The 26,587-nt window shown below is 65.9% G+C and carries 27 protein-coding genes; 6 read left to right on the top strand and 21 right to left on the bottom strand.

Annotated features, from left to right (window positions below; all coding sequences use genetic code 11):
* Positions 1–29 precede the first annotated feature (29 nt).
* Positions 30–1,004 carry an esterase-like activity of phytase family protein gene (locus AC1RM6_RS17665; RefSeq protein WP_493103523.1) on the bottom strand — a complete coding sequence of 325 codons (975 nt, stop codon included), beginning with the start codon at positions 1,002–1,004 and terminating at the stop codon, positions 30–32.
* 230 nt (positions 1,005–1,234) lie between these two features.
* Between AC1RM6_RS17665 and AC1RM6_RS17660 the strand changes: the two genes are divergently transcribed.
* A complete protein-coding gene (locus AC1RM6_RS17660) occupies positions 1,235–1,630 on the top strand; it encodes a glycine zipper 2TM domain-containing protein (RefSeq protein WP_493103522.1) in 396 nt (131 codons plus the stop codon).
* Positions 1,631–1,774: 144 nt separating this feature from the next.
* Here the strand turns inward: AC1RM6_RS17660 and cobT are convergent, their stop codons facing one another.
* The 5 genes from cobT to AC1RM6_RS17635 are packed head-to-tail and all read right to left on the bottom strand — an operon-like array spanning position 1,775 to position 6,883.
* Positions 1,775–3,619, bottom strand: a complete 1,845-nt coding sequence (cobT, locus tag AC1RM6_RS17655) for a cobaltochelatase subunit CobT (RefSeq protein ID WP_493103520.1) — start codon at positions 3,617–3,619, stop codon at positions 1,775–1,777.
* The gene (locus tag AC1RM6_RS17650; RefSeq protein ID WP_493103518.1) at positions 3,619–4,398 is read right to left on the bottom strand and encodes a tyrosine-protein phosphatase; all 780 of its coding nucleotides are present in this window, start codon (positions 4,396–4,398) and stop codon (positions 3,619–3,621) included. Before AC1RM6_RS17650 ends, cobT begins: the two co-directional genes overlap by 1 nt.
* 7 nt (positions 4,399–4,405) lie before the next feature.
* Complete coding sequence (locus tag AC1RM6_RS17645; RefSeq protein WP_493103516.1) at positions 4,406–5,248, bottom strand: tyrosine-protein phosphatase; 843 nt, start codon at positions 5,246–5,248, stop codon at positions 4,406–4,408.
* Entirely contained in the window at positions 5,248–6,252 is a 1,005-nt protein-coding gene (gene cobS / locus AC1RM6_RS17640; protein WP_493103514.1) for a cobaltochelatase subunit CobS, read from the bottom strand. Before cobS ends, AC1RM6_RS17645 begins: the two co-directional genes overlap by 1 nt.
* Before the next feature lie 28 nt (positions 6,253–6,280).
* Positions 6,281–6,883, bottom strand: a complete 603-nt coding sequence (locus tag AC1RM6_RS17635; protein WP_493103513.1) for a J domain-containing protein — start codon at positions 6,881–6,883, stop codon at positions 6,281–6,283.
* Between the two features lie 39 nt (positions 6,884–6,922).
* On the opposite strand from AC1RM6_RS17635, the gene AC1RM6_RS17630 reads away from it, so the two are divergent.
* From AC1RM6_RS17630 to AC1RM6_RS17620, 3 genes are all read left to right on the top strand, one after another.
* Entirely contained in the window at positions 6,923–7,207 is a 285-nt protein-coding gene (locus tag AC1RM6_RS17630; protein ID WP_493103511.1) for a BolA family protein, read from the top strand.
* A 64-nt stretch (positions 7,208–7,271) separates the two neighbouring features.
* Positions 7,272–7,454: a DUF1328 family protein gene (locus AC1RM6_RS17625; RefSeq protein ID WP_493103509.1), complete on the top strand. Its 183-nt coding sequence runs from the start codon at positions 7,272–7,274 to the stop codon at positions 7,452–7,454.
* Positions 7,455–7,545: 91 nt separating this feature from the next.
* Positions 7,546–7,896 (top strand): hypothetical protein, encoded by a 351-nt coding sequence (locus AC1RM6_RS17620; protein ID WP_493103508.1) that lies wholly within the window; start codon positions 7,546–7,548, stop codon positions 7,894–7,896.
* 24 nt (positions 7,897–7,920) lie between these two features.
* Here the strand turns inward: AC1RM6_RS17620 and AC1RM6_RS17615 are convergent, their stop codons facing one another.
* Positions 7,921–9,015, bottom strand: a complete 1,095-nt coding sequence (locus AC1RM6_RS17615) for a DUF3667 domain-containing protein (RefSeq protein ID WP_493103506.1) — start codon at positions 9,013–9,015, stop codon at positions 7,921–7,923.
* A 78-nt stretch (positions 9,016–9,093) separates the two neighbouring features.
* Here AC1RM6_RS17615 and AC1RM6_RS17610 point away from each other — a divergent pair, with 78 nt between their 5' ends.
* Positions 9,094–10,383, top strand: coding sequence for a glutamate-5-semialdehyde dehydrogenase (locus AC1RM6_RS17610; RefSeq protein WP_493103504.1), 1,290 nt, complete (start codon positions 9,094–9,096; stop codon positions 10,381–10,383).
* Positions 10,384–10,503: 120 nt separating this feature from the next.
* Entirely contained in the window at positions 10,504–11,826 is a 1,323-nt protein-coding gene (locus AC1RM6_RS17605) for a dicarboxylate/amino acid:cation symporter (protein WP_493103502.1), read from the top strand.
* A gap of 71 nt (positions 11,827–11,897) precedes the next feature.
* Here AC1RM6_RS17605 and AC1RM6_RS17600 read toward each other — a convergent pair whose 3' ends face one another.
* From AC1RM6_RS17600 to AC1RM6_RS17535, 14 genes are all read right to left on the bottom strand, one after another.
* Complete coding sequence (locus tag AC1RM6_RS17600; protein WP_493103500.1) at positions 11,898–12,692, bottom strand: SDR family NAD(P)-dependent oxidoreductase; 795 nt, start codon at positions 12,690–12,692, stop codon at positions 11,898–11,900.
* A gap of 107 nt (positions 12,693–12,799) precedes the next feature.
* Positions 12,800–13,066 (bottom strand): DUF1467 family protein, encoded by a 267-nt coding sequence (locus tag AC1RM6_RS17595; RefSeq protein ID WP_493103498.1) that lies wholly within the window; start codon positions 13,064–13,066, stop codon positions 12,800–12,802.
* A 10-nt stretch (positions 13,067–13,076) separates the two neighbouring features.
* Positions 13,077–14,657: a ribonuclease J gene (locus AC1RM6_RS17590; RefSeq protein ID WP_493103496.1), complete on the bottom strand. Its 1,581-nt coding sequence runs from the start codon at positions 14,655–14,657 to the stop codon at positions 13,077–13,079.
* Positions 14,658–14,812: 155 nt separating this feature from the next.
* Positions 14,813–15,613: a type III pantothenate kinase gene (locus AC1RM6_RS17585; RefSeq protein ID WP_493103494.1), complete on the bottom strand. Its 801-nt coding sequence runs from the start codon at positions 15,611–15,613 to the stop codon at positions 14,813–14,815.
* Positions 15,614–15,642: 29 nt separating this feature from the next.
* Entirely contained in the window at positions 15,643–16,305 is a 663-nt protein-coding gene (locus tag AC1RM6_RS17580) for a biotin--[acetyl-CoA-carboxylase] ligase (RefSeq protein ID WP_493103492.1), read from the bottom strand.
* 64 nt (positions 16,306–16,369) lie between these two features.
* Positions 16,370–17,809: an NADH-quinone oxidoreductase subunit NuoN gene (nuoN, locus tag AC1RM6_RS17575; protein ID WP_493103490.1), complete on the bottom strand. Its 1,440-nt coding sequence runs from the start codon at positions 17,807–17,809 to the stop codon at positions 16,370–16,372.
* Positions 17,809–19,341: an NADH-quinone oxidoreductase subunit M gene (locus AC1RM6_RS17570; RefSeq protein ID WP_493103488.1), complete on the bottom strand. Its 1,533-nt coding sequence runs from the start codon at positions 19,339–19,341 to the stop codon at positions 17,809–17,811. Before AC1RM6_RS17570 ends, nuoN begins: the two co-directional genes overlap by 1 nt.
* 4 nt (positions 19,342–19,345) lie before the next feature.
* Positions 19,346–21,439 carry an NADH-quinone oxidoreductase subunit L gene (gene nuoL / locus AC1RM6_RS17565; RefSeq protein ID WP_493103487.1) on the bottom strand — a complete coding sequence of 698 codons (2,094 nt, stop codon included), beginning with the start codon at positions 21,437–21,439 and terminating at the stop codon, positions 19,346–19,348.
* A gap of 7 nt (positions 21,440–21,446) precedes the next feature.
* Positions 21,447–21,752 (bottom strand): NADH-quinone oxidoreductase subunit NuoK, encoded by a 306-nt coding sequence (nuoK, locus tag AC1RM6_RS17560; RefSeq protein WP_493103485.1) that lies wholly within the window; start codon positions 21,750–21,752, stop codon positions 21,447–21,449.
* On the bottom strand, positions 21,749–22,360 hold the full coding sequence (locus AC1RM6_RS17555; protein ID WP_493103484.1) for an NADH-quinone oxidoreductase subunit J: 612 nt from the start codon (positions 22,358–22,360) through the stop codon (positions 21,749–21,751). The genes nuoK and AC1RM6_RS17555 overlap by 4 nt, the downstream gene beginning before the upstream one ends.
* A gap of 36 nt (positions 22,361–22,396) precedes the next feature.
* Entirely contained in the window at positions 22,397–22,882 is a 486-nt protein-coding gene (gene nuoI, locus AC1RM6_RS17550) for an NADH-quinone oxidoreductase subunit NuoI (protein WP_493103482.1), read from the bottom strand.
* On the bottom strand, positions 22,879–23,931 hold the full coding sequence (gene nuoH / locus AC1RM6_RS17545) for an NADH-quinone oxidoreductase subunit NuoH (protein WP_493103480.1): 1,053 nt from the start codon (positions 23,929–23,931) through the stop codon (positions 22,879–22,881). Before nuoH ends, nuoI begins: the two co-directional genes overlap by 4 nt.
* On the bottom strand, positions 23,928–25,931 hold the full coding sequence (gene nuoG, locus AC1RM6_RS17540) for an NADH-quinone oxidoreductase subunit NuoG (protein ID WP_493103478.1): 2,004 nt from the start codon (positions 25,929–25,931) through the stop codon (positions 23,928–23,930). The genes nuoH and nuoG overlap by 4 nt, the downstream gene beginning before the upstream one ends.
* Before the next feature lies 1 nt (position 25,932).
* Complete coding sequence (locus AC1RM6_RS17535) at positions 25,933–26,583, bottom strand: hypothetical protein (RefSeq protein ID WP_493103476.1); 651 nt, start codon at positions 26,581–26,583, stop codon at positions 25,933–25,935.
* Positions 26,584–26,587: the final 4 nt, after the last annotated feature.

The following is a 26,587-nucleotide window of genomic DNA, read 5'->3' as shown; positions in this document are numbered from 1 at the left end:
GTCGCGTCTGGAATCTGCCGACAGGCGGCTCAGCGCTTTTGGGCCGCCTTGTCCTCAAGCGCGAATTTGAGCAGCAGGGTCCGCTGGATTCCGTTCTGGTTGTCGTCGGAAATCAGCCAGAGCACGGTGTGGCCGCCTTCGCGGGTCACCGACAGCCCCTCCATATTGTCGACCGTCAGCGGCGGCCGGAGTTCACCGACCGGCTCGCCCTCGAGGATTTCACCGCCGCGCACCGCGCGCGGATCGATGATCGTCACCGCCGCCCACATCCCGTCCATCAGCGCGAAGTGGCGATTGAGCACCACCAGCCGCCCGTCGGGAAGTTGCTGTGCATCGGTCGGCACATAGGATGGCGGCGGACGGTAACCGAAGCTGATCGGCGGCGCGGCCGATTCAGTGGGGTCGGCGGGGAAGATCAGCCCCTCCGACAACCCGTTCTTGAGTGCCGGCCCTTCCGAGATGGTGACGAATCGCCCGTCGGATAGGCGTGCCAGCGATTCGGCCCCTTCATTATCGGGCCAATGCTTCATCGCGGGCGGAAAGACCTTTCCCTTCAGCGCCGCGAAATCGGGCGCGAAATGGAAGATCGACGGATATTGCTCGAAACCCACCCAGATATCGCCGGTGGCGCGATCGACCGTCATCGATTCGGAATCGCGATCGCCCTTCGCGCCGGTGCGGCCGGGATAGTCGCTCAGCCGCCCGAACTCGACCCGGTCGATCGCCCCCGGACGCGCCATTCTGAATCGCAGCCATTCGCCGGTATCTGCGAGCGCCAGGAAGCGATCGCCGTCGACATGGAGCGCCGAATAGCCCCCGAATCGGGGCTGGACGCTGCTGAGCACCCAACCGCCGAGATAATGGAGCCGACCGACGCGATCATGCGCGGGATCGCGCGGATCCATCGCGACCGCCGTCGCCGTCACCCGGTCGGCCGATAGTCCTGGCGGGCTGGGCGATCCCAGAACGAGCCACATCAGGGCGGCGGTAGCGGATCTCAGCATCGCGTCCGGATAGCCTCTTCGCGCGTTCTGGGCAAAGCAGATGTCGGAAATATGCCGAATTCCGCACATCCAAGATGAACGGCAGACGACAGGCGCGTTCAGCATGGGCTCACGCGAATCATGGAATAAGGGCTTCATCGAACAAGCCGGACGGCATCCGATCAAGGAGCAACCGGACGAATCGCGGGACAACCGGGCCAGCGGCCCCGTGGAAGAGAAGGAGATTGGTTATGTTGCGTAAATTTCTCATGACTGCCACGGCCGCCGCGATCGCCGCCACCGCGATCGCCCCGGTCGCTGCCGAAGCCCAGCCTTATTATGGCGGTGGCGGCTATTATCAGCAGGTCCGCCACGACCGCTATTATGGTGGTGGCCGAGGCTATTATGGTGGCGATCGCGGCTATTATGGCCGCGGCTATTATGGCGGTCGAGGCTATGATCGCGGCTATCGCGGCCGCTGCCGCGACAAGGGTACCGGCGGTACCATCATCGGCGCGATCGCCGGTGGCCTGCTCGGCCACGAGATCGGCAATGGCCGTTATGACAACAAGGACGGCACCACGGGCGCGATCCTTGGTGCGGGCGTCGGCGCCCTCGCCGGCCGCGCGATCGACCGCGACTGCTGATCCGAACTTCCCCGCGTGGCTTACCGGGGAGAAGCCGTCGCTCCGCAAGGAGCGGCGGCTTTTTCGCGTTGTTTGTTTCGCCCTCAAACGCCGGGCGGCGGGCATTCGCCCGCCTTGGCTTCGCGCCATTAAAGCAAGGCGAAGCTACCGCTTGCCCTTGCCTTCTTCCTCGAACAGCGCCGCAAGCTGCTCGACCATCGTGCCGCCAAGCTGTTCGACATCCATGATCGTCACCGCGCGCTGATAATAGCGGGTCACGTCATGGCCGATGCCGATCGCGATCAGTTCGACCGGCGAGCGATTCTCGATCCATCCGATCACCTGGCGCAGATGGCGTTCGAGATAGGAGCCGTTGTTGACCGACAGCGTCGAATCGTCGACCGGCGCGCCGTCGGAGATCACCATCAGGATCTTGCGCTCCTCGGGGCGGCCGATCATCCGGTTGTGCGCCCACAGCAGCGCCTCGCCGTCGATATTCTCCTTGAGCAGCCCCTCGCGCATCATCAGGCCGAGCGACTTGCGCGCGCGGCGCCACGGCTCGTCGGCCTTCTTGTAGACGATGTGACGCAGATCGTTGAGCCGGCCCGGGGTCGGCGGGCGTCCGGCAGCAAGCCATGCCTCGCGCGACTGGCCGCCCTTCCATGCCCGGGTGGTGAAGCCCAAAATCTCGGTCTTGACCGCGCAGCGCTCGAGCGTCCGTGCGAGGATGTCGGCGCAGATCGCCGCGATCGAGATCGGTCGGCCGCGCATCGATCCCGAATTGTCGATCAACAGGGTGACGCAGGTGTCGCGGAAGTCGGTATCGCGTTCGATCTTGTAGCTGAGCGAATGGGTGGGATCGATGACGATGCGCGCCAACCGCGCCGCATCGAGCATCCCCTCTTCCTGGTCGAAATCCCAGCTGCGGTTCTGCTGCGCCATCAGCCGGCGCTGGAGTCGATTCGCGAGCTTGGTGACCGCGCCCTGAAGATGGACGAGCTGCTGGTCGAGATAGGCGCGCAGACGGGTCAATTCCTCGTCGTCGCACAGATCGGTCGCCGCGATCTCCTCGTCGAAGCGGGTCGTATAGGGCTGGTAATCGAAGCCCGGCGGCAGATCGGACATCGGCCGGTTCGGCCGCACCGGCATCATCCCCTCGTCGCCCTCGTCGCCCATCTCGCCTTCGGCGTCGGACAGATCGTCGTCGAGCTGGCGCTGCTCGCCCTCCTCGTCGCCCTGCTCGGACTGTTCGGAGCGCTGGTCCATCTGGCTGTCCGAGGAAGAGGCGCCGTCGTCGCCATCCTCTTCCTGGTCCTGCCCTTCTTCCTGCTCCTGCTCGTCGTCGCCATCGCCCGATTCGGGATCGGTCTCGGGCAGCGTCTCGCCGGTGGTCAGTTCGAGATCCTCGAGCAGCCGGCCGACCAGCTGCGCGAAGGCGCGCTGGTCGTCGACCGCCAGGCCGAGCGCGTCGAGATCGGGCCCGGCTTTCTCCTCGATCCACTCGCGCACCAGCGACAACCCGGCCTCGGCGATCGCCGGGACCGGCTGACCGGTCAGCCGTTCGCGCGCCAGCAGGCTGATCGCGGTCGCCAGCGGCACCTCCTCGCGGGTGCGAGCGCGCACCAGCGGATCGGAGCGCAGCCGCATGTCGAGCGCCGACGCGAGATTGTCGCGCACCCCCGCCATCGCCCGCGCACCGATCGCCTCGATCCGCGCCTGCTCGACCGCGTCATGGACCGATCGCGCGACCGCCTCGGCCGGCGCCGTGCGCTCGTGGATCCCGGCGTCGTGATGGCGCATGCGGAGCGCGAAGCCATCGGCGAACCCGCGCGCCTCGGCGACCGCCTGGGCGGGCAGGTTACGGGCCGGCATCGGCACGCGCAGCTGCTTGTAGGAGGCCGACGGCGCATCGGCGGTGAAGCTCAGTTCGAGCTCGGGCTCGCGCGCGATCGCACGCGCGGTGCCGCCGAGCACCAGCCGGAAGGCTTCGAGGGGGGATTGTTCGGCCATCAGTCGGTCAATGTCGCACGGAGATGATCGCGCGCGGCGCCGTCGACGCCGAGCCGGTCTTCGAGATAGCGGTCGATGCCGCCGTAATTCTGGTCGAGTTCGGCATAGAATGTCTCAAGATAGTCGGCGCGGGCATCGAGCACCACCTGCGCAACCTCGGGCGCGCGCAGCGCGAGGCGGGTAAGCCCGCCCGGGCGCTTGTCGTAGAGCGCGGCGAAATCGGCATGATCGTTGGTCAGCAGATAATCGGCGAGGATCGTCTCATAGGGAACGCCGAGCGCATGAAGGATCAGCGCCGCCGCCACCCCGGTACGGTCCTTGCCGGCCGAGCAATTGAACAGCAGCGGCACCTGGCCTTCGCCCAACCGGTCGAACATCATCGAAAACGCCGGGGCATGATCGCGCGGCATCGCGCGGTAATTGGCGAGCATCGCCGCGACCATCGCCTCGACCGTCGGCTCGGCGGTGCGCACCACCTCGGCGAGCGCGCCGCTCTTTTCGCCATAGTCGCGCGACCAGTAATGGACGTTGCCGGTCGCGCACCAGCGGGTCGGCTCCGAAGTGCGTTCGTTGGGCCGGCGCATGTCGCACACGGTGGCAATGCCGAGCCCCTGGAGATAGGCTTCGTCGGCGGCGGTCAGGAAGGCCATCGTCCCCGAGCGGAACAACACGCCGCGCTTCACCCGGCGTCCGTCGGCGGTCGCATAGCCGCCGAGGTCGCGCAGGTTGAACCCGCCTTCGAGCGGCAACAGCCGGGGGGCTTCGGCGGCGATCGTCATCTCTCGCCTATTCCAGCAGGGTGCGGCGCATCTGCGCGATCTCGGCCGGACCGACGCCCAGTTCGGCCTTCAGATAGGCCGGCACCGACCCGTAGCGCTTGGCGATCGCGCCGAACGCCGCGTCGAGATAGGCGGGATCGACCTTCAGGATCGCGGCCACCACCTCGGGCGGAAACGAACCGAGCGGCCCGAGCTTGGTCGGATCGAAGGTCGCGTTCGACAGGAGATAATCCTCGTCGATCGTCTTGCGCGGCACCCCGAGCGCCGACAGGATCAGCGCCGCGCCGACCCCGGTGCGGTCCTTGCCCGCCGAACAGTTGAAGGCGAGCGGCACCTTGCCCGCGACCAGGTTGCGGAACATCTCGCGATAGCCATCGGCCTGCGCGAACGGCAGGTCGGCGTAGAGCGCGATCATCGCCGCGCGGCCATCGGCCGCCGTCGGCTTGCTGCCCGGCGCGAACAGCTTGCTGAGCTGCCCGACGCTCAGATCATAATCGCGCGTCCAGTAGACCGGCTTGTTCGCCCCACCCCAGACCGTCGGCTGTGCCTTGCGCTCCGATCCGCTGCGCAGGTCGCAGACCACGGCAATGCCGAGCTTGTCGAGATAGGTATAATCGGCGGCGGTCAGCTTCGACATCGCCCCCGATCGATAGAGCATGTTCCAGCGGACATGCTTGCCGTCGGTGGTGCGATAGCCGCCCATGTCGCGGAAATTATTGCCGCCCTCGAGCGGCAGCACCCGCAGATGCGCCGCCGGCGCCGCGGCCTTGGCCGACAGCGTGCCGACCAGCGGCCCGGCCGGCGCGAGCGCCAGCAGCAGGGCGCCGGCCAGGACCGCGGATCGCCGCATCATGCCTTGCCGACCACGCTTTCGGGCAGATCCTTGCCGAACACCCGCTGATAATATTCGGCGACCAGCGCCCGCTCGCTCTCGTCGCACTTGTTGAGGAACGACAGGCGGAAGGCGAAGCCGACATCGTTGAAGATCAGCGCGTTCTGCGCCCAGCTGATCACCGTGCGCGGGCTCATCACCGTCGAGATATCGCCGGCGATGAAGCCCTGCCGGGTCATATCGGCAACCTTGACCATGTTGTCGACGACCTTCTTGCCGTCGGGCTTGTCATATTCACCCGACTTGGCGAGCACGATCTGCGCCTCGGTCGCCGCCGGCAGATAGTTGAGCGTAACGACGATGTTCCAGCGGTCCATCTGACCCTGGTTGATCTGCTGGGTGCCATGATAGAGGCCGGTGGTGTCGCCCAGGCCGACCGTGTTCGCGGTTGCGAAAAGGCGGAACCAGGGATTGGGCCGGATCACCCGATTCTGGTCGAGCAGGGTCAGCTTGCCCTCGGTCTCGAGCACGCGCTGGATCACGAACATCACGTCGGGGCGGCCGGCATCATATTCGTCGAACACGATCGCGGTCGGGGTCTGCAGCGCCCAGGGCAGCAGGCCTTCGCGGAATTCGGTGACCTGCTGGCCGTCGCGCAGCACGATCGCGTCGCGGCCGACCAGATCGATGCGGCTGATATGCGCATCGAGATTGATGCGGATGCACGGCCATTTCAGCCGCGCCGCAACCTGTTCGATATGACTGGATTTGCCGGTGCCATGATAGCCCTGGACCATCACCCGGCGGTTGTACGCGAAGCCCGCGACGATCGCCATCGTCGTGTCCGGATCGAACACATAGGCCGGATCGAGATCGGGCACCCGCTCGTCGGCTTCGGAAAAGGCCGGGACCTCGAGATCGCTGTCGATACCGAACAGCTCGCGGACCTTGACCATCTTGTCCGGCGCCGCGAGCACCGTGTCGGCGCGGCTGTCGGGCTGGGTGTTGGGGAGGTCGGTCATAGGCTGATCTTCCGGATTGCTTTTGTGCTCATGCGAAGGCCGGGCGGCCTTTCAGTTGCGTATAAGCCGAAATCACGTCCTGCAAAGCCTTCTCATGACTACGATCGCCGCCATTTCGGTCAGGATGGTAGAGGCGCACGAGTTCGGCGTAACGGCTGCGAAGCTCGCGCCGGTCGGCATCCTTCTCCAGCCCCAGCACCTTGAGCGCCCGCCGGTCGCCCTCGGACAGTTCGCGGCCGTCCTTGCGCTCGCGATCGGCGCGTCGGGCGAATTTCGCGCCGATCGCATCGAGCGGATCGACGAAATCGCTCCACCGAGGCCCGGCATTGGGGTTCGCCGAAAAGGCGCGGGTCTCGCGTTCCCACCCGGCATAGGGGGTCTGCTCGGCCTCGATCTCGTCGGTGCTCATGCCCGAGAAGAAATTATAGCTGCTGTTGAACGCGCGGACATGGTCGAGGCACAGGAAGCGATAGTCGCCGGGGCCGTCGAAGCCCGACCGGCCGCCGCGAATCACCGGCGCGCGAAACTCGCCGGGCTGATCGCAACCCGGATGCGCACACATCCTGTTCTTGCTGTCCATCCGGCCATGGAAACGGGGGCCTCCGCGCCGGGCAGTCGACTCGTTGCTCAAAATTCGCCTCTTTCGCTCAAGCCGCCCTATATAGTCCCGATGAACGACATTCCCACTGGCCCTGTGGCCCAGGAAATCGCGCGCCGCCTGACCCAGGCGCTCAACCCGGCGCATCTCGCGGTGATCGACGACAGCGAGAAGCATCGCGGCCATGCCGGCCATGACGGATCGGGCGAGAGCCACTTCACCGTCGAGATCGTCGCCGAAAGCTTCGCCGGCCAGAACCGTGTCGCACGCCAGCGCGCGGTGAACGGCGCGCTCGGCGATCTGCTGCGCGAACGGGTTCACGCCCTGGCGATCAAGGCCCGCGCACCGGGAGAATAGGGGTCGGCCGGAACTTTACGCCGGACGAGGACGTTACGTGGCCGTCATTTAATAGGAGACGGTCATGCTCAAATGGGCGCTGATTTTTCTGGTCGTCGGGCTCGTGATGGGAGCCCTCGGTTTTGGCGGAATCGGCGGCGCCTTCGTAGGCCTCGCCAAGATCCTGTTCTTCGTCGCGGTCGCGATGTTCATCATCTTCGCGCTGCTGGCACTGTTCGCCGGCAAGAAGATCAGCGACGCGGTCTGACCGCACCACAAAGAAAGTCGAAGCAAGGCCGTGGCGAGCAGCGACCCGAGAGGGGCTGGGCGTCGCGGCCTTCGCCTTATATGATCATCGCATGAAAACCGCCCGCCTCGCCCTCGCCTTCTGCGCGATGATAGCCCTGCCCACCGCCTCGGCGCTGGCGATCATGGTCGACCCGCTGAGTGCCCGCCTCGCCAAGCTGCCCGACATCGAAAAGCGCGCGGCGATGCGCCGCGCGATCCTCGACAATGAGCAGGTCTGCAAGATGGTCGATCGGGTCGCGCTGCAGGAGCGCTACAAGAATCTGACGATGTGGACCGCGCATTGCGTCAAGGGCGGCGACTATGGCGTGTTCATCGGCCCCGACCAGTCGGTCCAGGTCCGGCCCTGTGCCGACCTCCCCAAGCTCAAGCTGCCGGTGTGCAGGCTGCCCAAGGCCAAATGACGGCCGCCCTTGGCGGCATGGCCGTCAATGGCTCAGTTCGAGCGCCAGCAACACGGTAACGAAGATCAGCGCCGACGCATAAGCCGCAATAATCAGGAAGAAGGTCCGCCACAGCGCGCCACCGCGGGTCAGCAGATAGGCGCCCCTGAGCTGGCGATACATGTGCCAGGGCGGAAAGAAGAAGAAGGTCAGCCAGACGATCGACTGCGAGACCCCGATCGTCGCGGCGATGCTCAGCACCACCACCAGCAGGGTCATCGTCGACAGCGAATAGGTCGCAAAGATCGCATGGTCGTAGAGGCCGACATCGCGGCGGAACGCGAACATCAGCCAGATGAAGGGCAGCGAGATCGGGATCAGCGCCCAGCTATATTTATAGGCGCTGCTCTGCAGCTTGTAGAGGGTGAGCGCGGGGTTGCGGGTCGCCTTGCGGATCACCGAGTCGACCTCGGGGATGCGGGTGGTGATGTTCATCTTTTCGGGATCGAACTCGCCCTCGCCGGTCACCACCTTCTGGGCATTGGCGGCAAGACGGATCGTCTCGACCTCGGAGGTCATCTCCTGAATCTGTTTGTCGATCGCCGCGCCGATCTGGCCGTTCTTCTCGGGTAGCGCCGCACGCTGGGCCTTGAGCTTGTCGAGCTTCGCCGTCTCCCGCGCGAGCACCACCCGCGGATCGGATGCGGCCACCGCCGCCTCGCGGGTACTGTTGTTGCTATGGCCGGTCGGCCCGCCGACCCAGGAGAAGGTCGCGACCATCAGGAAGACCGAGAACAGGAACAGGGCCATCGGCGAGACGAAGCTGACCCGTTCGCCACGGACATAGCGCCGGGTGAGTTCGCCCGGATGCGCGAACAGCATCGGCAATGTGTGCCAGGTCCGTCCTTCGAAATGGAACACGCCATGGGCAATGTCATGGAACAATGCGCTGGCGGTGCGGTGGACATGCCCCGACTGGCCGCATTGGTGGCAATGCGGGCCGATCAGCGCGGTGCCGCAGTTGAGGCAGGCACCGCCATGTGAATCATGACCATGACCATCGTCGCCCGCGCGGTCGACCGCGCGCGCCGCCAGTGCCCCCGTCGCGATATCCGCGACCGCTTCGAATTCCCCGCTCATGCTGCGATAGCTAACATTGCCCGGGGTCAAGCGCGAGAGGGCTTTGGGGCAAAAGCGCGGTTGTGCTAGGGGCCCCACATGTTCGACGTCCTCACCAAGACCCCGACCGAAGCGCCGATCGATGCGGAGCAGTTGATCGCCGACATGGGCGCCCGCGCGCGCGCCGCGGCGACGCTGCTCGGGGGCGCGCCAACCGATCGCAAGGCCACCGCGTTGCGCGAAGCCGCACGGGCGATCCGCGCCGCCGCCGCGGCGATCCTCGCCGCCAATGCCGAGGATGTCGCCGCCGCTCGCACCAACGGCCTGTCTTCGGCGATGCTCGACCGGCTGTTGCTCGATCCGGCCAGGGTCGAAGCCATCGCCGGCGCGCTCGACGACGTCGCCGGGCTCGACGATCCGGTTGGGCAGATGATCGACGAACGCCACCGGCCCAACGGCCTGCTGCTTCAGCGGGTGCGGGTACCGCTCGGCGTGATCGGCATCATCTATGAAAGCCGGCCCAATGTGACCGCCGACGCCGGCGCGCTCGCGCTGATGTCGGGCAATGCCTGCATCCTGCGCGGCGGCTCCGAGGCGAAGCGCAGCAACGCCGCGCTCCACGCCGCGATGATCGACGGGGTGAAGGCGGCGGGCCTGCCCGAAGAGGCGATCCAGCTCATCCCCACCACCGATCGTGCCGCGGTAGGCGCGATGCTGGTGGCGCAGGGGCTGATCGACATCATCATCCCGCGCGGCGGCAAGGGGCTTACCGAGCGGGTCCAGACCGAATCGCGGGTGCCGGTGCTCGCGCATCTCGACGGCATCGTGCATCTCTATGTCGATCGCGCCGCCGATCCCACCAAGGCGCTGCCGCTTGCGGTCAATGCCAAGATGCGACGCACCGGGGTGTGCGGCGCCGCCGAGACGATCCTGATCGACAAGGCCTATGGCGATCCCGCCGCGATCGTCGCTGCGCTGATCGACGCCGGTTGCGAGGTGCGCGGCGATGGTGGCATCCGCGCGCTCGATCCGCGCGCGGTCGCCGCCTCCGACGAGGACTGGGACACCGAATATCTCGACCCGATCGTCTCGATCGCCCTGGTCGACGGGGTCGAGGGCGCGGTCGCGCATATCGCGCGCCACTCCTCGCACCACACCGAATCGATCCTGACCGAGGATCAGCCGACCGCCGAACGCTTCCTGCGCGAGGTCGACAGCGCGATCGTGATGCACAACGCCTCGACGCAGTTCGCCGATGGCGGAGAGTTCGGGCTCGGTGCCGAGATCGGCATCTCGACCGGCCGGATGCACGCGCGCGGGCCGGTCGCGCTCGAGGGGCTCACCACCTATAAGTGGCTGGTCCGGGGAAGCGGACAGATCCGGCCCTGATCTAACCCTACCGCATCGATAGGGAATGATAGTCGCACTGTGGGATCGATAAGTTAATCTCGTTTGTTGTGATCGCGGTCCGATCCCACGTTCGGCGCCGAACTTCTCGCGAGAAAAGCCATGGTCGCATCGTCCACGCCTGCCCGTCCCTTCTTCAGCAATTTCGGCCTGCAGGTGCTCGCCGGGATGCTCATCGGCCTGCTGCTCGGGCTCGTCGCCAGGACGATCGGCGAGTTGCCCGGCGGCGATCCCAATGCGCTGGCGGTCACCCTCGACACGGTCGGCACGATTTTCGTGCAGTTGCTCAAGGCGCTGGTGCCGCCGCTGATCTTCGCGGCGATCGTCACCAGCATCGTCAATCTGCGCGACCTCAACAATGCCGCGCGGCTCGTCGGCCAGACGCTGCTGTGGTTCGCGATCACCGCGCTGATCGCGGTGGTGATCGGCATCGCGCTGGGCCTGATCATCCAGCCGGGCCTCTCGGCCGGCGTCGCGCCGGCCGAGGCGAGCGTGCCGAAGTCGGTCGGCACCTGGCTCGACTTCCTCAAGGGCCTGGTGCCCGCCAACGCGCTCGGCCTCTATGCGTCGAGCAAGGTCAAGGCCGACACCGGCGCGGTGACGACCTCGCTCGGCTTCAACGTGCTCCAGCTGATCGTCATCTCGATCGCGGTCGGCGCCGCCGCGCTCAAGGTCGGCGCCGCCGCCGAACCGTTCGTCGCCTTCGTCAAATCGCTGCTGGCGCTGATGCGCAAGCTGCTGTGGTGGGTGATCCGGCTGACCCCGATCGGATCGGCGGGGCTGCTCGGCACCGCGGTCGCCGAATATGGCTGGGATGCGCTGGCCAAGCTCGGCTGGTTCGCCGCCGCCGTCTATATCGGGCTCGCGCTGGTGCTGTTCGTCGTCTATCCGGCGCTGCTGCTGTTCAACGATATTTCGCCGCGACGCTATTTCGCCGGCGCCTGGCCCGCGATCCAGCTCGGCTTCGTGTCGCGCTCGTCGATCGGCACGCTGCCGGTCACCGAACGCGCGGCCGAAGTGCTCGGCGTTCCGAAGACCTATGCCGCTTTCGCGGTGCCGCTGGCGGCGACCACCAAGATGGACGGCTGCGCCGCCATCTATCCGGCGATCTCGGCGATCTTCGTCGCCCAGTTCTACGGGCTGCATCTCGGGCTCGCCGACTATGGCCTGATCGCCTTCGTCTCGGTGGTCGGTTCGGCGGCGACCGCGGGGCTGACCGGCGCGGTGGTGATGCTGACGCTGACCCTGTCGACCCTCGGCCTGCCGCTCGAAGGCGCCGGCCTGTTGCTCGCGATCGATCCGATCCTCGACATGGGTCGGACCGCGGTCAATGTCGCGGGCCAGATCCTGGTGCCGATGATCGTCGCCAAGCGCGAGGCGATCCTCGAAGAGCCTTTGCCCGAAGGCGTACTCGCCGAGGCGTGATATTTCGGCCGGAACGAAAAGGGGGCCCGCAACCGATCGGTTGCGGGCCCCCTTTTCATTTGTCGAACCGCTCAGGCGGCGCGGTAGCGCGCGGCAACCGCGCTGCGCGACAGATTGGGCGCCATCGCCAGGCGGGCTTCCTCATAGGCTTCCCACTGACCTTCGTCGGCCAATGGCGGGATCGTCACCGTCTCGCCGCGGTCGAGGCCGACCAGAGCGGCATCGACGAGATCGTCGACCTCCATCACCCAGCCCTCGGGCAGCGCGTCGACATCCTTGCCCGACCGTTCCCAGATCTCGGTCCGGGTCGCGCCGGGCAACACCGCCTGGACGGTCACCCCCTTGTCCTTGAGCTGTGCCGCGAGCGACACGCTCACGTTCACCAGATGTGCCTTGCTGCCCGAATAGACGCCATCGAACAGCTCGGGCGCCAGCGCGAGCACCGAAGCGATGTTGACGATCGCACCGGCGCCGCGCGCGCCGAAAGCCTTGCCGGCGACCCCGGCAAGCACCGTCGGTGCGGTGATGTTGAGCGCGATCAGCTGGACGATCTTGGCCGCGTCATTGTCGAGCAAGCCGCCATTGAGCGACATGCCGGCATTGTTGACCAGCAGCCCGATCGCCGGATCGGCCAGGCGATCGGCGACCCGAGCCAGGTCGGCAGGGTCGGTGAGGTCGGCCGGCAGGATCTCGACCGTACGGCCGGTCTCGGCGCGCAACCGTTCGGCAAGCGCGGTCAGCCGCGCGACGTCGCGCGCGACGAGGATCAGGTCATGCCCGCGATGGGCAAGGCGGTCGGCATAGACGGCGCCGATCCCGGTCGATGCGCCGGTGATGAGGGCGGTGCCGCGAAGGGAAATGGTCATGATGAAAGACTCCTGAAGGCTGCGGATGCCCCCAGTTACTTCCATCATGATAGTTAGTCACTATCTATTTGCTATCGACATGCGAAGCTGCGCTCCGCCGACGATGCTCATCCGCCATAGTGCATCAGGTCGAACATGTCGGCGGTGATCCAGCCCTGGCTGTAGTTGATCAGGAACGCCCCGAAGCAGACCGCCGAGACGATCGTCGTCCACAGCACCGTCCGCCAGACCGAGAAGCGCGGGGTCGCGCTCTCGACCTGGCCCGGTACGAACTGCTCGGGTTCGGTGCTCGACCGCAGCCGGAACGGGAGCACCAGGAACAGGCACCCCCACCAGAACAGCAGATAGATCGCCGTCATCGAACTGATCTTCATCGGAGCGGCCTCAGACTCGGATGATCGACACGTCGACGACCGGCTTCTTGCCGGTCCAGGCGCTCGCGCGGCGGCGGACCGCGAGGCGGATCGATTCGCGCAGCTTTACCTCGTCCTTCGGGCCGTCCTTGACCGCTTCGGCCGCGGCCTCGCGGGCATCGTCGAGGAAATCGTCGCGATCTTCCTCGACCGGAATGCCCTGGATCTGGATCGAGGGCTCACCCTGCAGCCGCCGCCGCGAATCGATCGCGACGGTAACCGCGATCGACCCGTAAGCGGCGATGCGACGCCGTTCGTTCATCGTCGATCCGTCCGCCGGCAGGATCACGTCGCCGTCGAGCACGAGCCGTCCGACCCGTTCGTTCCCGATCTTCTTCGGACCGTTCGGGGCGAGACGGAGCAGCGTGCCATTGGTCTGGACGATGCCCTTGGGCACGCCTTCGGACCGGGCGAAGCGTTCCTGCTCGGCCATGTGGCGCAATTCGCCATGGACCGGCAGGATGATCTCGGGCCGGATCCACTTGTACATCGCCGCAAGCTCGGGACGGCCGGGATGGCCCGAGACATGGACGAAGGCCTGCTTCTCGGTGACCATGTCGATATGCTTGGCGGCGATCGCATTCTGGATTCGACCGATCGCCAGCTCGTTGCCGGGAATCTGCTTCGACGAGAAGACCACCGTGTCGCCCGCCGACAGCTTGACCGGATGATTGTCGAACGCGATCCGGCTGAGCGCGGCGCGTGCCTCGCCCTGGCCGCCGGTGGCGATGATCATCACCTCGCGCGGCGGCAGCCGCATCGCGGTGTCGACATCGATCGTCGGCGGGAAATCGGCGAGATAGCCGCTCGCCTTCGCCACCCGGATGATCCGGTCGAGCGAGCGCCCGGCGACGCAGAGCTGCCGACCGGTATCGCGCGCGACCTCGCCGAGCGTCTGCACGCGGGCCGCGTTCGAGGCGAAGGTGGTAACGAGCACGCGGCCGGTGCAGGCGGCGACCACCTCGTCGAGCCCCTCGCGGACATCCTTTTCGGATCCCGATGCCTTGTCGTTGAAGACGTTGGTCGAATCGCAGACGAGCGCCAGCACGCCCTTGTCGCCGATCGCGGTCAATTCCGCGGCGGTCGCCGGAACGCCGAGCAGCGGATTCTCGTCGACCTTCCAGTCGCCGGTGTGAAAGATCCGGCCATAAGGCGTGTCGATCAGCAGCGCGTTGCCCTCGGGAATCGAATGGGCGAGCGGGACATAGGTGAAGCCGAACGGCCCGAGCTGGAAGCTTCCCTCGCCCTCGATGACGTGGAGTTTCACCTTGTCGGCGATCCCCTCTTCCTCGAGCTTGCCGCGAATCAGACCCGCGGTGAACTTGGTCGCGTAGAGCGGTACCCCGAGATCGGCAGCGAGATAGGGGATCGCGCCGATATGATCCTCATGGCCGTGGGTCAGGACGATACCGAGCAGATCGTCAGCGCGCTCCTCGATGAAGCTGAGGTCGGGCAGGATCAGTTCGACCCCGGGATAGCCGGGATCGGAAAAGGTCAGGCCGAGATCGACCATCACCCATTTGCCCTGGGTGCCGTAGAGATTGACGTTCATTCCAATCTCCCCCGAGCCGCCAAGGGCCAGGAAGAGAAGTTCGTTACCAGGTTTGGTCACTTAAGTTTTTGTTCCATTTCCAAAATCTCGGGCGCGCGATACGCGCGCCGTTCATATGCGATCTCGAAGATGCCAAGGCATCGAGATCGCTTCGTTCATGCGCCGCTCGGGCTGCGGCCGGCCTTGTACCTGTCGTACATCCGACCCAGCCCTTGCAGGGTGAGGTCGGGTTCAATCACATCGAACGCATCGCTGTTGCGCTCGAACAGGGTGGCGAGGCCACCAGTCGCAATCACCTTCACCGGGCGGCCGATCTCGGCCTTCATCCGCGCGAGCAAGCCTTCGATCATCGCCACATAGCCCCAGTAGATGCCGATCTGCATCTGGTCCTCGGTGGTGCGGCCGATCACGCTGCGGTTGCCCTTGGGCGCCTCGATCGCGATTCGCGGCAGCTTGGCGGCGGCGGCGACGAGCGCGTCGAGCGACAGGTTGATGCCCGGGGCGATGATCCCGCCCTTATAGGCGCCGGTATAATCGACCAGATCGAACGTCGTCGCAGTACCGAAGTCGACGATGATCAGGTCGCCCTCATGCAGCGCATGCGCCGCGATCGCGTTGACCGCCCGATCGGCGCCGACGGTGTGCGGCTCGGGCACGTCGAGGGTGATTCCCCATTCGACCGGCGCCCGCCCGGCCACCAACGGCCGGGTGTTGAAATATTTGCCCGACAGCATCTCCAGATTGTGGAGCGCGCGCGGCACCACCGTCGCGATGATCACCGCCTCGATCACCGAGCGATCATGCCCGTCGAGTGCGAGAAGCTGGTGGAGCCAGACCGCATATTCGTCGGCGGTGCGCCGCGGATCGGTCGCGATCCGCCAACGCGAGCGGATACGGCCGCCTTCGATCAGCGCAAAAACGATATTGGTATTGCCGGCATCGATCGCAAGCAGCATCGCGTCGTCGAATCCTCTCTTTGTCGGCGCTATAGCAGGAAAACGTCGCCGGCGTGCATCACATGGATTTGGCCGTCGCCAAGCCGCAGACGAAGCGCGCCGTCGGCGGCGAGTCCGTCGAACAGGCCATCGAGCGATTCGCCGTCGGGGAGCCGAACCGTCAGCGCGGTACCGATCGGGTGCGCGCGTTCGAGCCAGCGACGGATGACGATACCGAGCCCCTCGCCCCGCCAGCGCGCGAGCCAGGCCGCGAACGACGCCGCAAGATCGGCGACGAAATCGGCGGGTGCCGGCACCGCGGCCCCGAGCCCGGCCAGGCTGGTGGCAGCGCGATCGATATTGTCGGGGTGATGCGCCAGATTGACGCCGATGCCGACCACCACCGCATCGTCGACCGCCTCGAGCAATATGCCCGAGATCTTGGCACCGTCGACGAGCAGGTCGTTCGGCCATTTGATCCGCAGCCGTGCCGGATCGACGAACGCCTGGAGCAGAGTGTCCAGCGCAACCGCGGCAACCATCGCCAGTGTGTGCGGCGGGGGATCGCCCGGCCAGGGCCTTACGAGGCTGCTCGCATAGAGATTGCCGGCGGGCGACACCCAGGGTCGCCCGTGTCGGCCGCGACCGCCCTGCTGCACGTCGGCGCGCAGCCAGCTGCCCTCGGGCGCGCCCGCACGAGCGAGCGCCGCCATGTCATCGTTGGTCGATGCGGTGACGGCGACGTGATGGATCAGCGACGTGGCGGACGGCCCGGAGCTAGAACAGCGAGCGCGCCGCGGTCATGCTCGCCAGGCCGAGGAACGGGATCGCGAGATAGCCGAGCGGCGAGACGAACAGCGCCGACAGCGCGATCAGCCCGCCTTCGAGCTTGCTGTCCGACGGCGCATAGGCGGCGGCGGGCTCGTCGAAGTACATCGTCTTGACGATCTTCAGATAATAGAAGGCACCGATCACCGAGGTTGCGATACCGATCATCGCCAGCGGCCACAGCCCGATCTTCACCAGCGCGTCGAACACCAGGAATTTGGGCCAGAAGCCGAACAGCGGCGGGATGCCGGCCAGCGAGAACATGAACATCGCCAGCGCCGCGGCGAGCGCCGGACGGGTCCGCGACAGGCCCGACAGGCTGGCGATCGTCTCGATCGGCTCGCCTTCGGCAGTCCGCATCTGCAGCACGCACAGGAAGCTGCCGAGCGTCATCGCGACATAGACCGCCATATAGGTCATCGTCGCGGCAACACCCTCCGGGGTACCCGCGGCGAGGCCGAACAGCGCGAAGCCGACATTGTTGATCGACGAATAGGCCAGCAGCCGCTTGATGTTGGACTGGCCGATCGCCGCGACACCGCCGAGGATCGTCGAGGCGAGCGCCGAGAAGACGACGATCTGCCGCCAGGCATCGGTGCCCGCACCCATCGCCTCGATCGAGACCCGCATCAGCAGCGCCATGCCGGCGACCTTGGGCGCCGAGGCGAAGAAGGCGGTAACCGGGGTCGGCGCACCTTCATAGACGTCGGGGGTCCACATGTGGAACGGCACCGCCGAGATCTTGAAGGCGAGACCGGCGAGAATGAAGACGATACCGAACATCTGCCCGGTCGAGATGCCCTTACCCAGCGAGTCGGCGATGCCGGCGAACAGGGTGGTGCCGGTGAAGCCGTAGAGAAGCGAGATACCGTAGAGCAGGATGCCGCTGGCAAGCGCGCCGAGCACAAAATATTTGAGGCCGGCTTCGGCCGAACGCGCATCGCGGCGCATGAAACTGGCAAGCACATAGGCCGACAGCGACTGGAGCTCGAGCCCGACATAGAGCGTCAGCAGGTCGCTCGCCGAGACCATCATCCCCATGCCGACCGCCGACAGCAGGATCAGGATCGGATATTCGGCCCGCAGCGCACCGGCGCGCGAGAAGAAACCCGGGGCGATGATCACCGACACCGCCGCGGCGATGTAGATCAGAATCTTGGCGAAGCTGCCGAAGCTGTCGGCGACATAGAGGCCGTCGAAGCCCGGGCCGCCATTGCCGGCCGAACCGGTGAGCGAGAAACCCGCGGCGGCGAACAGCGCGACCGCGCCCCAGCCGATCGCGCGGGTCATGCCGTCGCCGCCGAACGCCGCGACCATCAGCAGCGCGAGCGCGCCGAGCGACAGGATCAGCTCGGGCAGAGTGAGCGCGAGAGAGGCGGTGATCGACATCAGTGGTGCGCCTCCAGCGCATTGGCATGGTGGGGCGCGGCGGCGGGCTTGCCGACGACCGGCTGCGCGTCGCTCTTCGGCGCGGTCGGGGCGATGCGGGCAAGCACCGCTCCCACATCCGCGCGCATCGGCGCCAGGAAGGATTCGGGATAGACGCCCATCCACAGCACCGCGAGGCCGAGCGGCACCAGCAGTGCGAGTTCGCGCGCCGACAGGTCGGGCATCGCCGCGACATCGTCCTTGACCAGCGGGCCATAGACGACGCGGCGATAGAGATAGAGCATATAGGCGGCGCCGAGGATGATGCCGGTGGTCGCGACGAACGCGACCCAGCTGTTCGCCTCATAGGCGCCGACCAGGCTCAGAAACTCACCGACGAAGTTGCTGGTGCCCGGCAGGCCGACCGAGGCCATGGTGAACAGCAGGAACAGCAGCGCATATTTGGGCATGTTGGTCGCCAGACCGCCATAGCGCGAGATCTCGCGGGTATGGAGCCGGTCGTAGATCACGCCGACGCACAGGAACAGCGCACCCGAGACCAGGCCATGGCCGAGCATGACCATCAGCGCGCCCTCGATCCCCTGTCGGTTGAAGGCGAACAGGCCGATCGTGACGAACGCCATATGCGCGACCGACGAATAGGCGATGAGCTTCTTCATGTCGTCCTGGACCAGCGCGATCAGCGAGGTGACCACCACCGCGACCATCGACAGGCCCATCACCAGCCAGAACAGCTCGGCGCTCGCGACCGGGAACATCGGCAGCGAGAAGCGGATGAAGCCGTAGCCGCCCATCTTGAGCAGCACGCCGGCCAGGATCACCGAGCCCGCGGTCGGCGCCTGGACGTGCGCATCGGGCAGCCAGGTGTGGACCGGCCACATCGGCATCTTGACCGCGAACGAGGCGAAGAAGGCGAGGAACAGCCAGGTCTGCGCCTGGACCGGGAAGTCGTAGGCCATCAGCGCCGGGATGAAGGTCGTACCCGCCTGGTTCACCATCCACAGCATCGCGATCAGCATCAGCACCGATCCGAGCAGGGTGTAGAGGAAGAATTTATACGAGGCGTAGATGCGGTTGGCGCCGCCCCAGATACCGATGATCAGGTACATCGGGATCAGGCCGGCTTCGAAGAAGATGTAGAACAGGAACATGTCCTGCGCGGTGAACACGCCGATCATCAGCGTTTCCATCAGCAGGAACGCCGCCATATATTCGGGCACGCGCTTCTCGATCGCGACCCAGCTGGCGCCGATGCAGATCGGCATCAGGAAGACCGACAGCACGATCAGCAGCAGCGCGATACCATCGATGCCCAGGGCCCAGGCGAAGCGCCCGAACAGATCGGCATGTTCGACGAACTGCCATTGCGGCCCGCCGATCTCGTAGGTCAGCCACAGCTGGATGCCCAAGGCAAAGTCGATCAGGGTCGCGATCAACGCGATCCAGCGCGCCGCCTTGGCGCCCGTGAAGAGACAGGCGACCGCGGCAACCGCCGGGATCGCGATCATCAGGGAGAGGATCGGAAATCCCATACGTTCAGCCCACCATCGCCCAGGTTGCCGCCGCGGCCAGGCCGAGCAACATCACCAGCGCATAAGTATAAAGATAACCCGACTGCGCACGCCGCGCGATCGCGCCCGATCCGGCGACCACCGCCGCGACCCCGTTGGGGCCGAAGCGATCGATCGTGCCCTCGTCGCCCTTCTTCCAGAAGAAGCGGCCGAGCCAGAAGGAAGGCACCACGAACAGCACATGGTAGAGCTCGTCGAAATACCATTTGTGCAGCAGGAAGTCGTAGAGCACCGAGAATTGCGCGGTGAAGCGCCCCGGAATGCTCCTGTCCCAGACATAGGCCCAGAGCGCGATCAGCAGGCCGATGATCATGACGATCGTCGCCGACAGCTTCGCCAGTTCGGGAATGCCGTGCATGGCATGCATCAGATGCTCGTTGAAGGCGATCGAGCCGTTCCAGAATTGCGCGCCCCGTTCGGGGTCGAGGAACCAGGGTGCGAAGAACCAGCCCGCGAAGATCGCGCCCATCGACAGCACGAACAGCGGGATCATCATCGGCGCCGGGCTCTCATGCGGATGATAGCCGGCATCGCCCTCGAGCGCATGACCATGGTCGTGGCCATGGGCATCATGACCGTGCGCGTCGTGCGCATGGGCATCATGGCCGGCATCCTCGTCGGCCGGCGCGTCATGATGCTCATGGCCGTGGCCGTGCGCATCGTGGACCGCATGCTGGATATGCTCGGAGCCCGCCCAGCGCGGCTTGCCAAAGAAGGTCAGGAACACCAGCCGCCACGAATAGAAACTGGTGAGCAGCGCCGCGAACACCGCGACCGCGAAGGCGATCCCGCCCGAGCTGGTGCCGCTGGCGAACGCCGCCTCGATGATCGCGTCCTTCGAATAGAAGCCCGCGAAGCCGAAGATGCCGGCGATGCCGACCCCGGTGATCGCCAGCGTGCCCGCGGTCATCGCCGCGAAGGTCCACGGGATCTTTCTCCACAGGCCGCCATAATAGCGCATGTCCTGCTCATGGTGCATCGCGTGGATCACCGAACCCGCGCCGAGGAACAGCAGCGCCTTGAAGAAGGCGTGGGTGAACAGGTGGAACATCGCCGCGCCATAGGCGCCGACGCCGGCGGCCATGAACATGTAACCGAGCTGCGAACAGGTCGAATAGGCGATGACGCGCTTGATATCGGTCTGGGTGGTACCGACGGTCGCCGCGAAGAAGGCGGTGGCGGCACCGACATAGGTGACGACATGCATCGCGGTGGGCGACACCTCGAACATCGGCGACAGGCGGCAGACCATGAACACGCCCGCGGTGACCATCGTCGCGGCATGGATCAGCGCCGACACCGGGGTCGGGCCTTCCATCGCGTCGGGGAGCCAGGTGTGCAGGCCGAGCTGCGCCGACTTGCCCATCGCGCCGACGAACAGCAGCAGGCAGAGCAGCGTCATCAGGTCGACGCGGTGGCCGAGAAAGCCGATCGAGGCATTGGCATAGCCCGGTGCGGCAGCGAGGATCTCGGGGATCGAGACGGTGCCGAATACCAAGAAGGTGCCGAAGATACCGAGCGAGAAGCCGAAGTCGCCGACGCGGTTGACGACGAACGCCTTGATCGCCGCGGCATTGGCCGACGGCTTCTGATACCAGAAGCCGATCAGCAGATAGGAGGCGAGACCGACCCCTTCCCAGCCGAAGAACATCTGGACCAGGCTGTCCGAGGTCACCAGCATCAGCATCGCGAAGGTGAACAGCGACAGATAGGCGAAGAAGCGCGGCTGGCTGTCGTCCTCGGCCATATAGCCCCAGCTATACAGATGGACGAGGCTGGAGACCGAGGTCACCACCACCAGCATCACCGCGGTCAGCGTATCGACGCGCAGCGCCCAGTCGACGTCGAGCGCGCCCGAACGGATGAAGGCCAGCACCGGTTCGACATGCGCGACCATCGACCCGTTGAGGAAGCCGATGAAGATCGGCCAGCTCATCAGGCAGGATGCGAACAGCGCGCCGGTCGTGATCGTCTTGGTGACGACATTGCCGAGCATGCGGTTGCCCAGGCCGGCGACGATCGCGGCCAGCAGGGGCAGGAAGACTATGAGTTTGATCACCGAACGATCACCCCTTCATCCGGTTGACATCGTCGACCGAGATCGTGCCCCGGCCACGGAAATAGATGACGAGGATGGCGAGCCCGATCGCGGCCTCGCCGGCCGCCACCGTCAGCACGAACATCGCGAAGACCTGGCCGACCAGATCGCCGAGAAAGGCGGAGAAGGCGACGAGGTTGAGGTTCACGCTGAGCAGGATCAGCTCGATCGCCATCAGGATGATGATGATGTTCTTCCGGTTCAGGAAGATGCCGAACACCCCCATCACGAACAGGATGGCCGAGACGACCAGATAATGCTGGAGCCCGATCACAGGTCCACCCCCTGGCCAATGGCCGGCTTGACGTTGCGGGTCGCGTCCTCGGGCCGGCGCATGTTCTGCGCGGACACCTTCTGCGCCTTGACGCCGCCGCGCACGCGGTGGGTCAGCACGATCGCGCCGATCAGCGCGACGAGCAGCACAAGGCCGGCGCCTTCGAAGATGTAGAGGTAACGCGTGTAGATGAGGGTGCCGAGCGCCTCGATATTGGGCACCTCGGCCGGGGTCGGTGCGACCTTGTTCGCGACCTCGATCCCGCCGGCGTTCCAGGCGCCGACCGCGAAGATGATCTCCGCGCCGAGCACGATCATCAGCAGCACGCCGAACGGCAGATATTGGGCGAAGCCCGCCCGCAGCTCGGCGAAGTCGATGTCGAGCATCATCACGACGAACAGGAACAGCACCGCGACCGCGCCGACATAGACGATCACCAGCAGCATCGCGATGAATTCGGCGCCGACGAGCACCATCAGCCCCGCCGCGTTGAAGAAGGCGAGGATCAGCCAGAGCACCGAGTGCACGGGGTTGCGCGACATGATGGTCAGCGTCCCGGACGCGATCACCAGGGCGGCGAACAGATAAAAGGCGATGGTCTGGATCACGGCTTGCTAGAGCCCCCTTTGGACACGGCTGGCGGCTTAACGATAGGGTGCATCGGCGGCAAGGTTCGCGGCGATCGCCGGCTCCCAGCGGTCGCCGTTGTCGAGCAGCTTGGCCTTGTCGTAGATCAGCTCCTCGCGCGTTTCGGTCGCATATTCGAAGTTCGGCCCCTCAACGATCGCATCGACCGGGCAGGCTTCCTGGCAGAAGCCGCAGAAGATGCACTTGGTCATGTCGATGTCGTAGCGCGTGGTACGGCGCGATCCGTCGTCACGCGGCTCGGCCTCGATCGTGATCGCCTGTGCCGGGCACACCGCCTCGCACAGCTTGCACGCGATGCAGCGCTCCTCGCCATTGGGATAACGGCGCAGCGCATGCTCGCCGCGGAAGCGGGGCGACAGCGGGTTCTTCTCGAACGGATAGTTGATCGTCGCCTTGGCCTTGAAGAAATACTTCAGGGTCAGCCAGTGCGCCTTCACGAACTCCCAGAGCGTGAACGACTTGATGATGTAGCCGAGGCTCATCCGAAGACTCCGTAGCGGGTAATCTCAAGATACCCTGAGACGAGGAACACCCAGAACAGCGAGACAGGCAGGAAGATCTTCCAACCCAACCGCATCAGCTGGTCGTAGCGATAGCGCGGTACCGTCGCCTTCACCCAGGAGAAGACGAAGAAGAAGAAGAACAGCTTGGCGAAGAACCAGACGATCCCCGGTACCAGATAAAGCGGCGCCCAGTCGATCGGGGGCAGCCAGCCGCCCCAGAACAGGATCGCGTTCAATCCGCACATCAGGATGACGTTGGCATATTCGCCGAGCCAGTAGAGCGCGAACGCCATCGACGAATATTCGGTCTGGTAACCGGCGACGAGCTCGGACTCGGCCTCGGTCAGGTCGAACGGCGCGCGGGCGGTCTCGGCCATCGCCGAGATCAGGAAGATCACCGCCATCGGGAACAGCAGCGGGTTGAAACCGAAGCCGTTGATGAAGCCGAAGACATGTGCGCGCTGCGCCTCGACGATGTGCGACATGTTGAAGCTGCCGGCCCACAGCACGATCGAGATCAGCACGAAACCGATCGAGACTTCGTAGCTGACCATCTGCGCGGCCGCGCGGAGCGCCGAATAGAAGGGGTATTTGGAGTTCGACGCCCAGCCGGCGATGATCACGCCATAGACGCCCAGCGACGACGCCGCGAGAATGTAGAGCAGGCCGACATTGATGTCGGCGAGCACCACGCCCCGATCGAACGGGATCACCGCCCACACGATCAGCGCGACCGTGAAGGTCAGGATCGGCGCGATCAGGAACAGTCCCTTGTTCGCCGCCGACGGGATGATGGTTTCCTGGAGGAACACCTTGGCGCCGTCGGCGAAGCTCTGCAGCAGGCCGAACGGGCCGACCACGTTGGGACCACGGCGCAGCGCCATCGCCGCCCAGATCTTGCGGTCGGCATAGATGATCATCGCCACTGTCAGCATCAGCGGCAGCGCGATCACCAGGATGCCGATGATCATCGACAGGAAATAAGCGAGGCCGAACGGCGCGCCGAGCGATTCGAAGAAGGCGGTCATTCCGCGGCCTCCGCGAAGCTCTGTCCATGGAGCAGTTCCGCCGAGCAGCGCTGCATCGTCTCGCTCGCGCGGGCGATCGGGTTGGTCAGATAGAAATCCTTGATCGGATAGCCAACCGCGCCCGACGCCGCGGCGTCGAGACTGGGCGGCGCCCAGGAATAAGCGGCAAGCCCTTCGACACCCAGTGCGGGCACTTCGGCGAACATCGCCGCGCGCAGCGCGTCGAAGCTGTCGAACGGCAGCGTCGCGCCGAGCGCATCGGACAGCGCGCGCAGGATCGCCCAGTCCTCGCGGGCGTCGCCCGGCGGGAAGACCGCCCGCTCGCCGCGCTGGACGCGTCCCTCGGTGTTCACATAGATGCCGGGCTTCTCGGTGTAGGCGGCACCCGGCAGCACGACGTCGGCCGCAGCCGCGCCGGCATCGCCATGATGGCCGAGATAGACCTTGAACGAGCCTGCGAACTTCGTCGTGTCGACATCGTCGGCGCCGAGCAGGAAGAGCAGCTTCGGCGCGGCGGCGGCGAGGTCGGCGATGCCGCCCTTCTGGCCGAAGCCGAGCATCAGCCCGCCCATGCGCGCGGCAGCCATGTGCACGACATTATAGCCGTTCCAGCCATCCTTCACGAGGCCGAGCGAGCCGACTAGGCCGAGCGTCGCGCCCTGCGCGCCCGCCTTGAGCGCGCCGCCGCCGACGATCACCGCCGGCCGTTCGGCCTTGGCGAAGGCATCGGCGACCTCCTTGGGGAGGTTGGCGAGCACGCCCAGATCGTTGCCGATCCAGCTCGCCTTGTAGGTCAGGTCGAGCTCTTCGCCGATCGCGAAGACCTTCGCCCCGCGCTTCACCGCCTTGCGGATGCGGGTGTTGATCAGCGGGGCTTCCCAGCGCAGGTTGGTGCCGACCAGCAGGATCGCGTCGGCGGTCTCGATGCCGCCGATCGTCGAGTTGAAATTGACCGCCGCGAGGTTGCTCACGTCATAGTCGAGGCCGGTCTGGCGGCCTTCGAGCAGGGTCGAACCGAGCTTGGCGAGCAGCGCCTTGGCGGCATACATCGTCTCGCAGTCGAGCTGGTCGCCCGCGACCGCCGCCACCGAGGACCCCGCGCCGACCGCGGCGATCGCCGCGAAGGCCTCGCCCCAGGTCACCGCGACGAGCTTGCCGTCCTTGCGCAGATAAGGCTTGTCGAGCCGGCGGCGGACCAGGCCATCGACCGCGTGGCGCGTCTTGTCCGACGCCCATTCCTCGTTGACGTCCTCGTTGATCCGCGGCAGCGCGCGCAACACCTGCCGGCCGCGGCTGTCGAGGCGGATATTGGTGCCGACCGCATCCATCACGTCGATCGCCGGGGTCTTCTTGAGCTCCCAGGGCCGCGCTTCGAACGCATAGGGCTTCGAGGTCAGCGCGCCGACCGGGCAGAGATCGACGACATTGCCCGAAAGCTCGCTGGTGACGGCATGTTCGAGATACGACGTGATCTGCATATTCTCGCCGCGGCCGATCGCGCCGATTTCCTCGACCCCCGACACTTCCTCGGCGAAGCGCACGCAGCGGGTGCACTGGATGCAACGGGTCATCGTCGTCTTGACGATCGGGCCCATATATTTGTCGGTGACCGCACGCTTGTTCTCATGGAAGCGCGACTGGCCGCGGCCATAAGCGACCGATTGGTCCTGCAGGTCGCATTCGCCGCCCTGATCGCAGATCGGGCAGTCGAGCGGATGGTTGATCAGCAGGAATTCCATCACGCCTTCGCGGGCCTTCTTGACCATCGGCGACTGGGTGAAGACTTCCTGGTTCTCGCCCGCCGGCAGCGCGCACGACGCCTGCGGCTTGGGCGGTCCGGGCTTCACCTCGACGAGGCACATCCGGCAGTTGCCCGCGATCGACAGGCGTTCATGATAGCAGAAGCGCGGAATCTCGCGGCCGGCCGCCTCGCACGCCTGGAGCACGGTGGCGCCGGCGGGGACTTCGACTTCGATCCCATCGACTTTCAGTTTCGGCATATCAGCTCTTCTTCGGCTCTATGGGACTGGCGACATTGAAACCGTTGCGGCGGGCAACGGCATATTCCCCCAATGCCTCGGCAAAAATTCCGCGGACGATCAGACGGTCGGCCTTGATGCCGCCGCCGCGATCGACGCAGGCGCTCATCGCGGTCTGCAGCGCGGCGAACCCGTCGCGCTCCTGGCTCGAACCCGGCGCCGCCGCAACCAGCCCGGCGACCGCGTCGGGCGAGGTCGCGACCACGCAGCGCGCGAACCGCCGCATCGTCAGCCGCTGCGGATCGCCCTGGCTGTCGGACGCATCGGACCACATATTGTCGATGTCGACCAGCGGAGCCTGGCGGGGCGAGGGAAGCCCGTTCGGGAAATCATGACGATACAGCGCTTCCGCCATCGCGCCGCGCAGCGAGATCGTGTCGAGATTCATTTCGCCGATCGCGCCGGACAGGCAGCGCCCGCTGCGCCGGTTCATCGCCTCGATCACGTCATGCTCGCGTGCCGATCCCGGCACCGCCGCAAGGACGCCGCGCAGCCGGCCGGTGTCCGACGAGGCGAGACAATCGGCGACCCGCCGCAGCGTTTCACGCGCGGCCGGATCGACCGGCGCCTTCGGCGCCTGAGCCGCGGCCCACTGGCCAGCGGACAGCAGCATGGCA

The organism is Rhizorhabdus sp. GW822-FHT03C02 (genome assembly GCF_058801765.1).
Note: the sequence above shows the minus strand (reverse complement) of the source record. Positions and strands in the feature narration are given on the sequence as shown.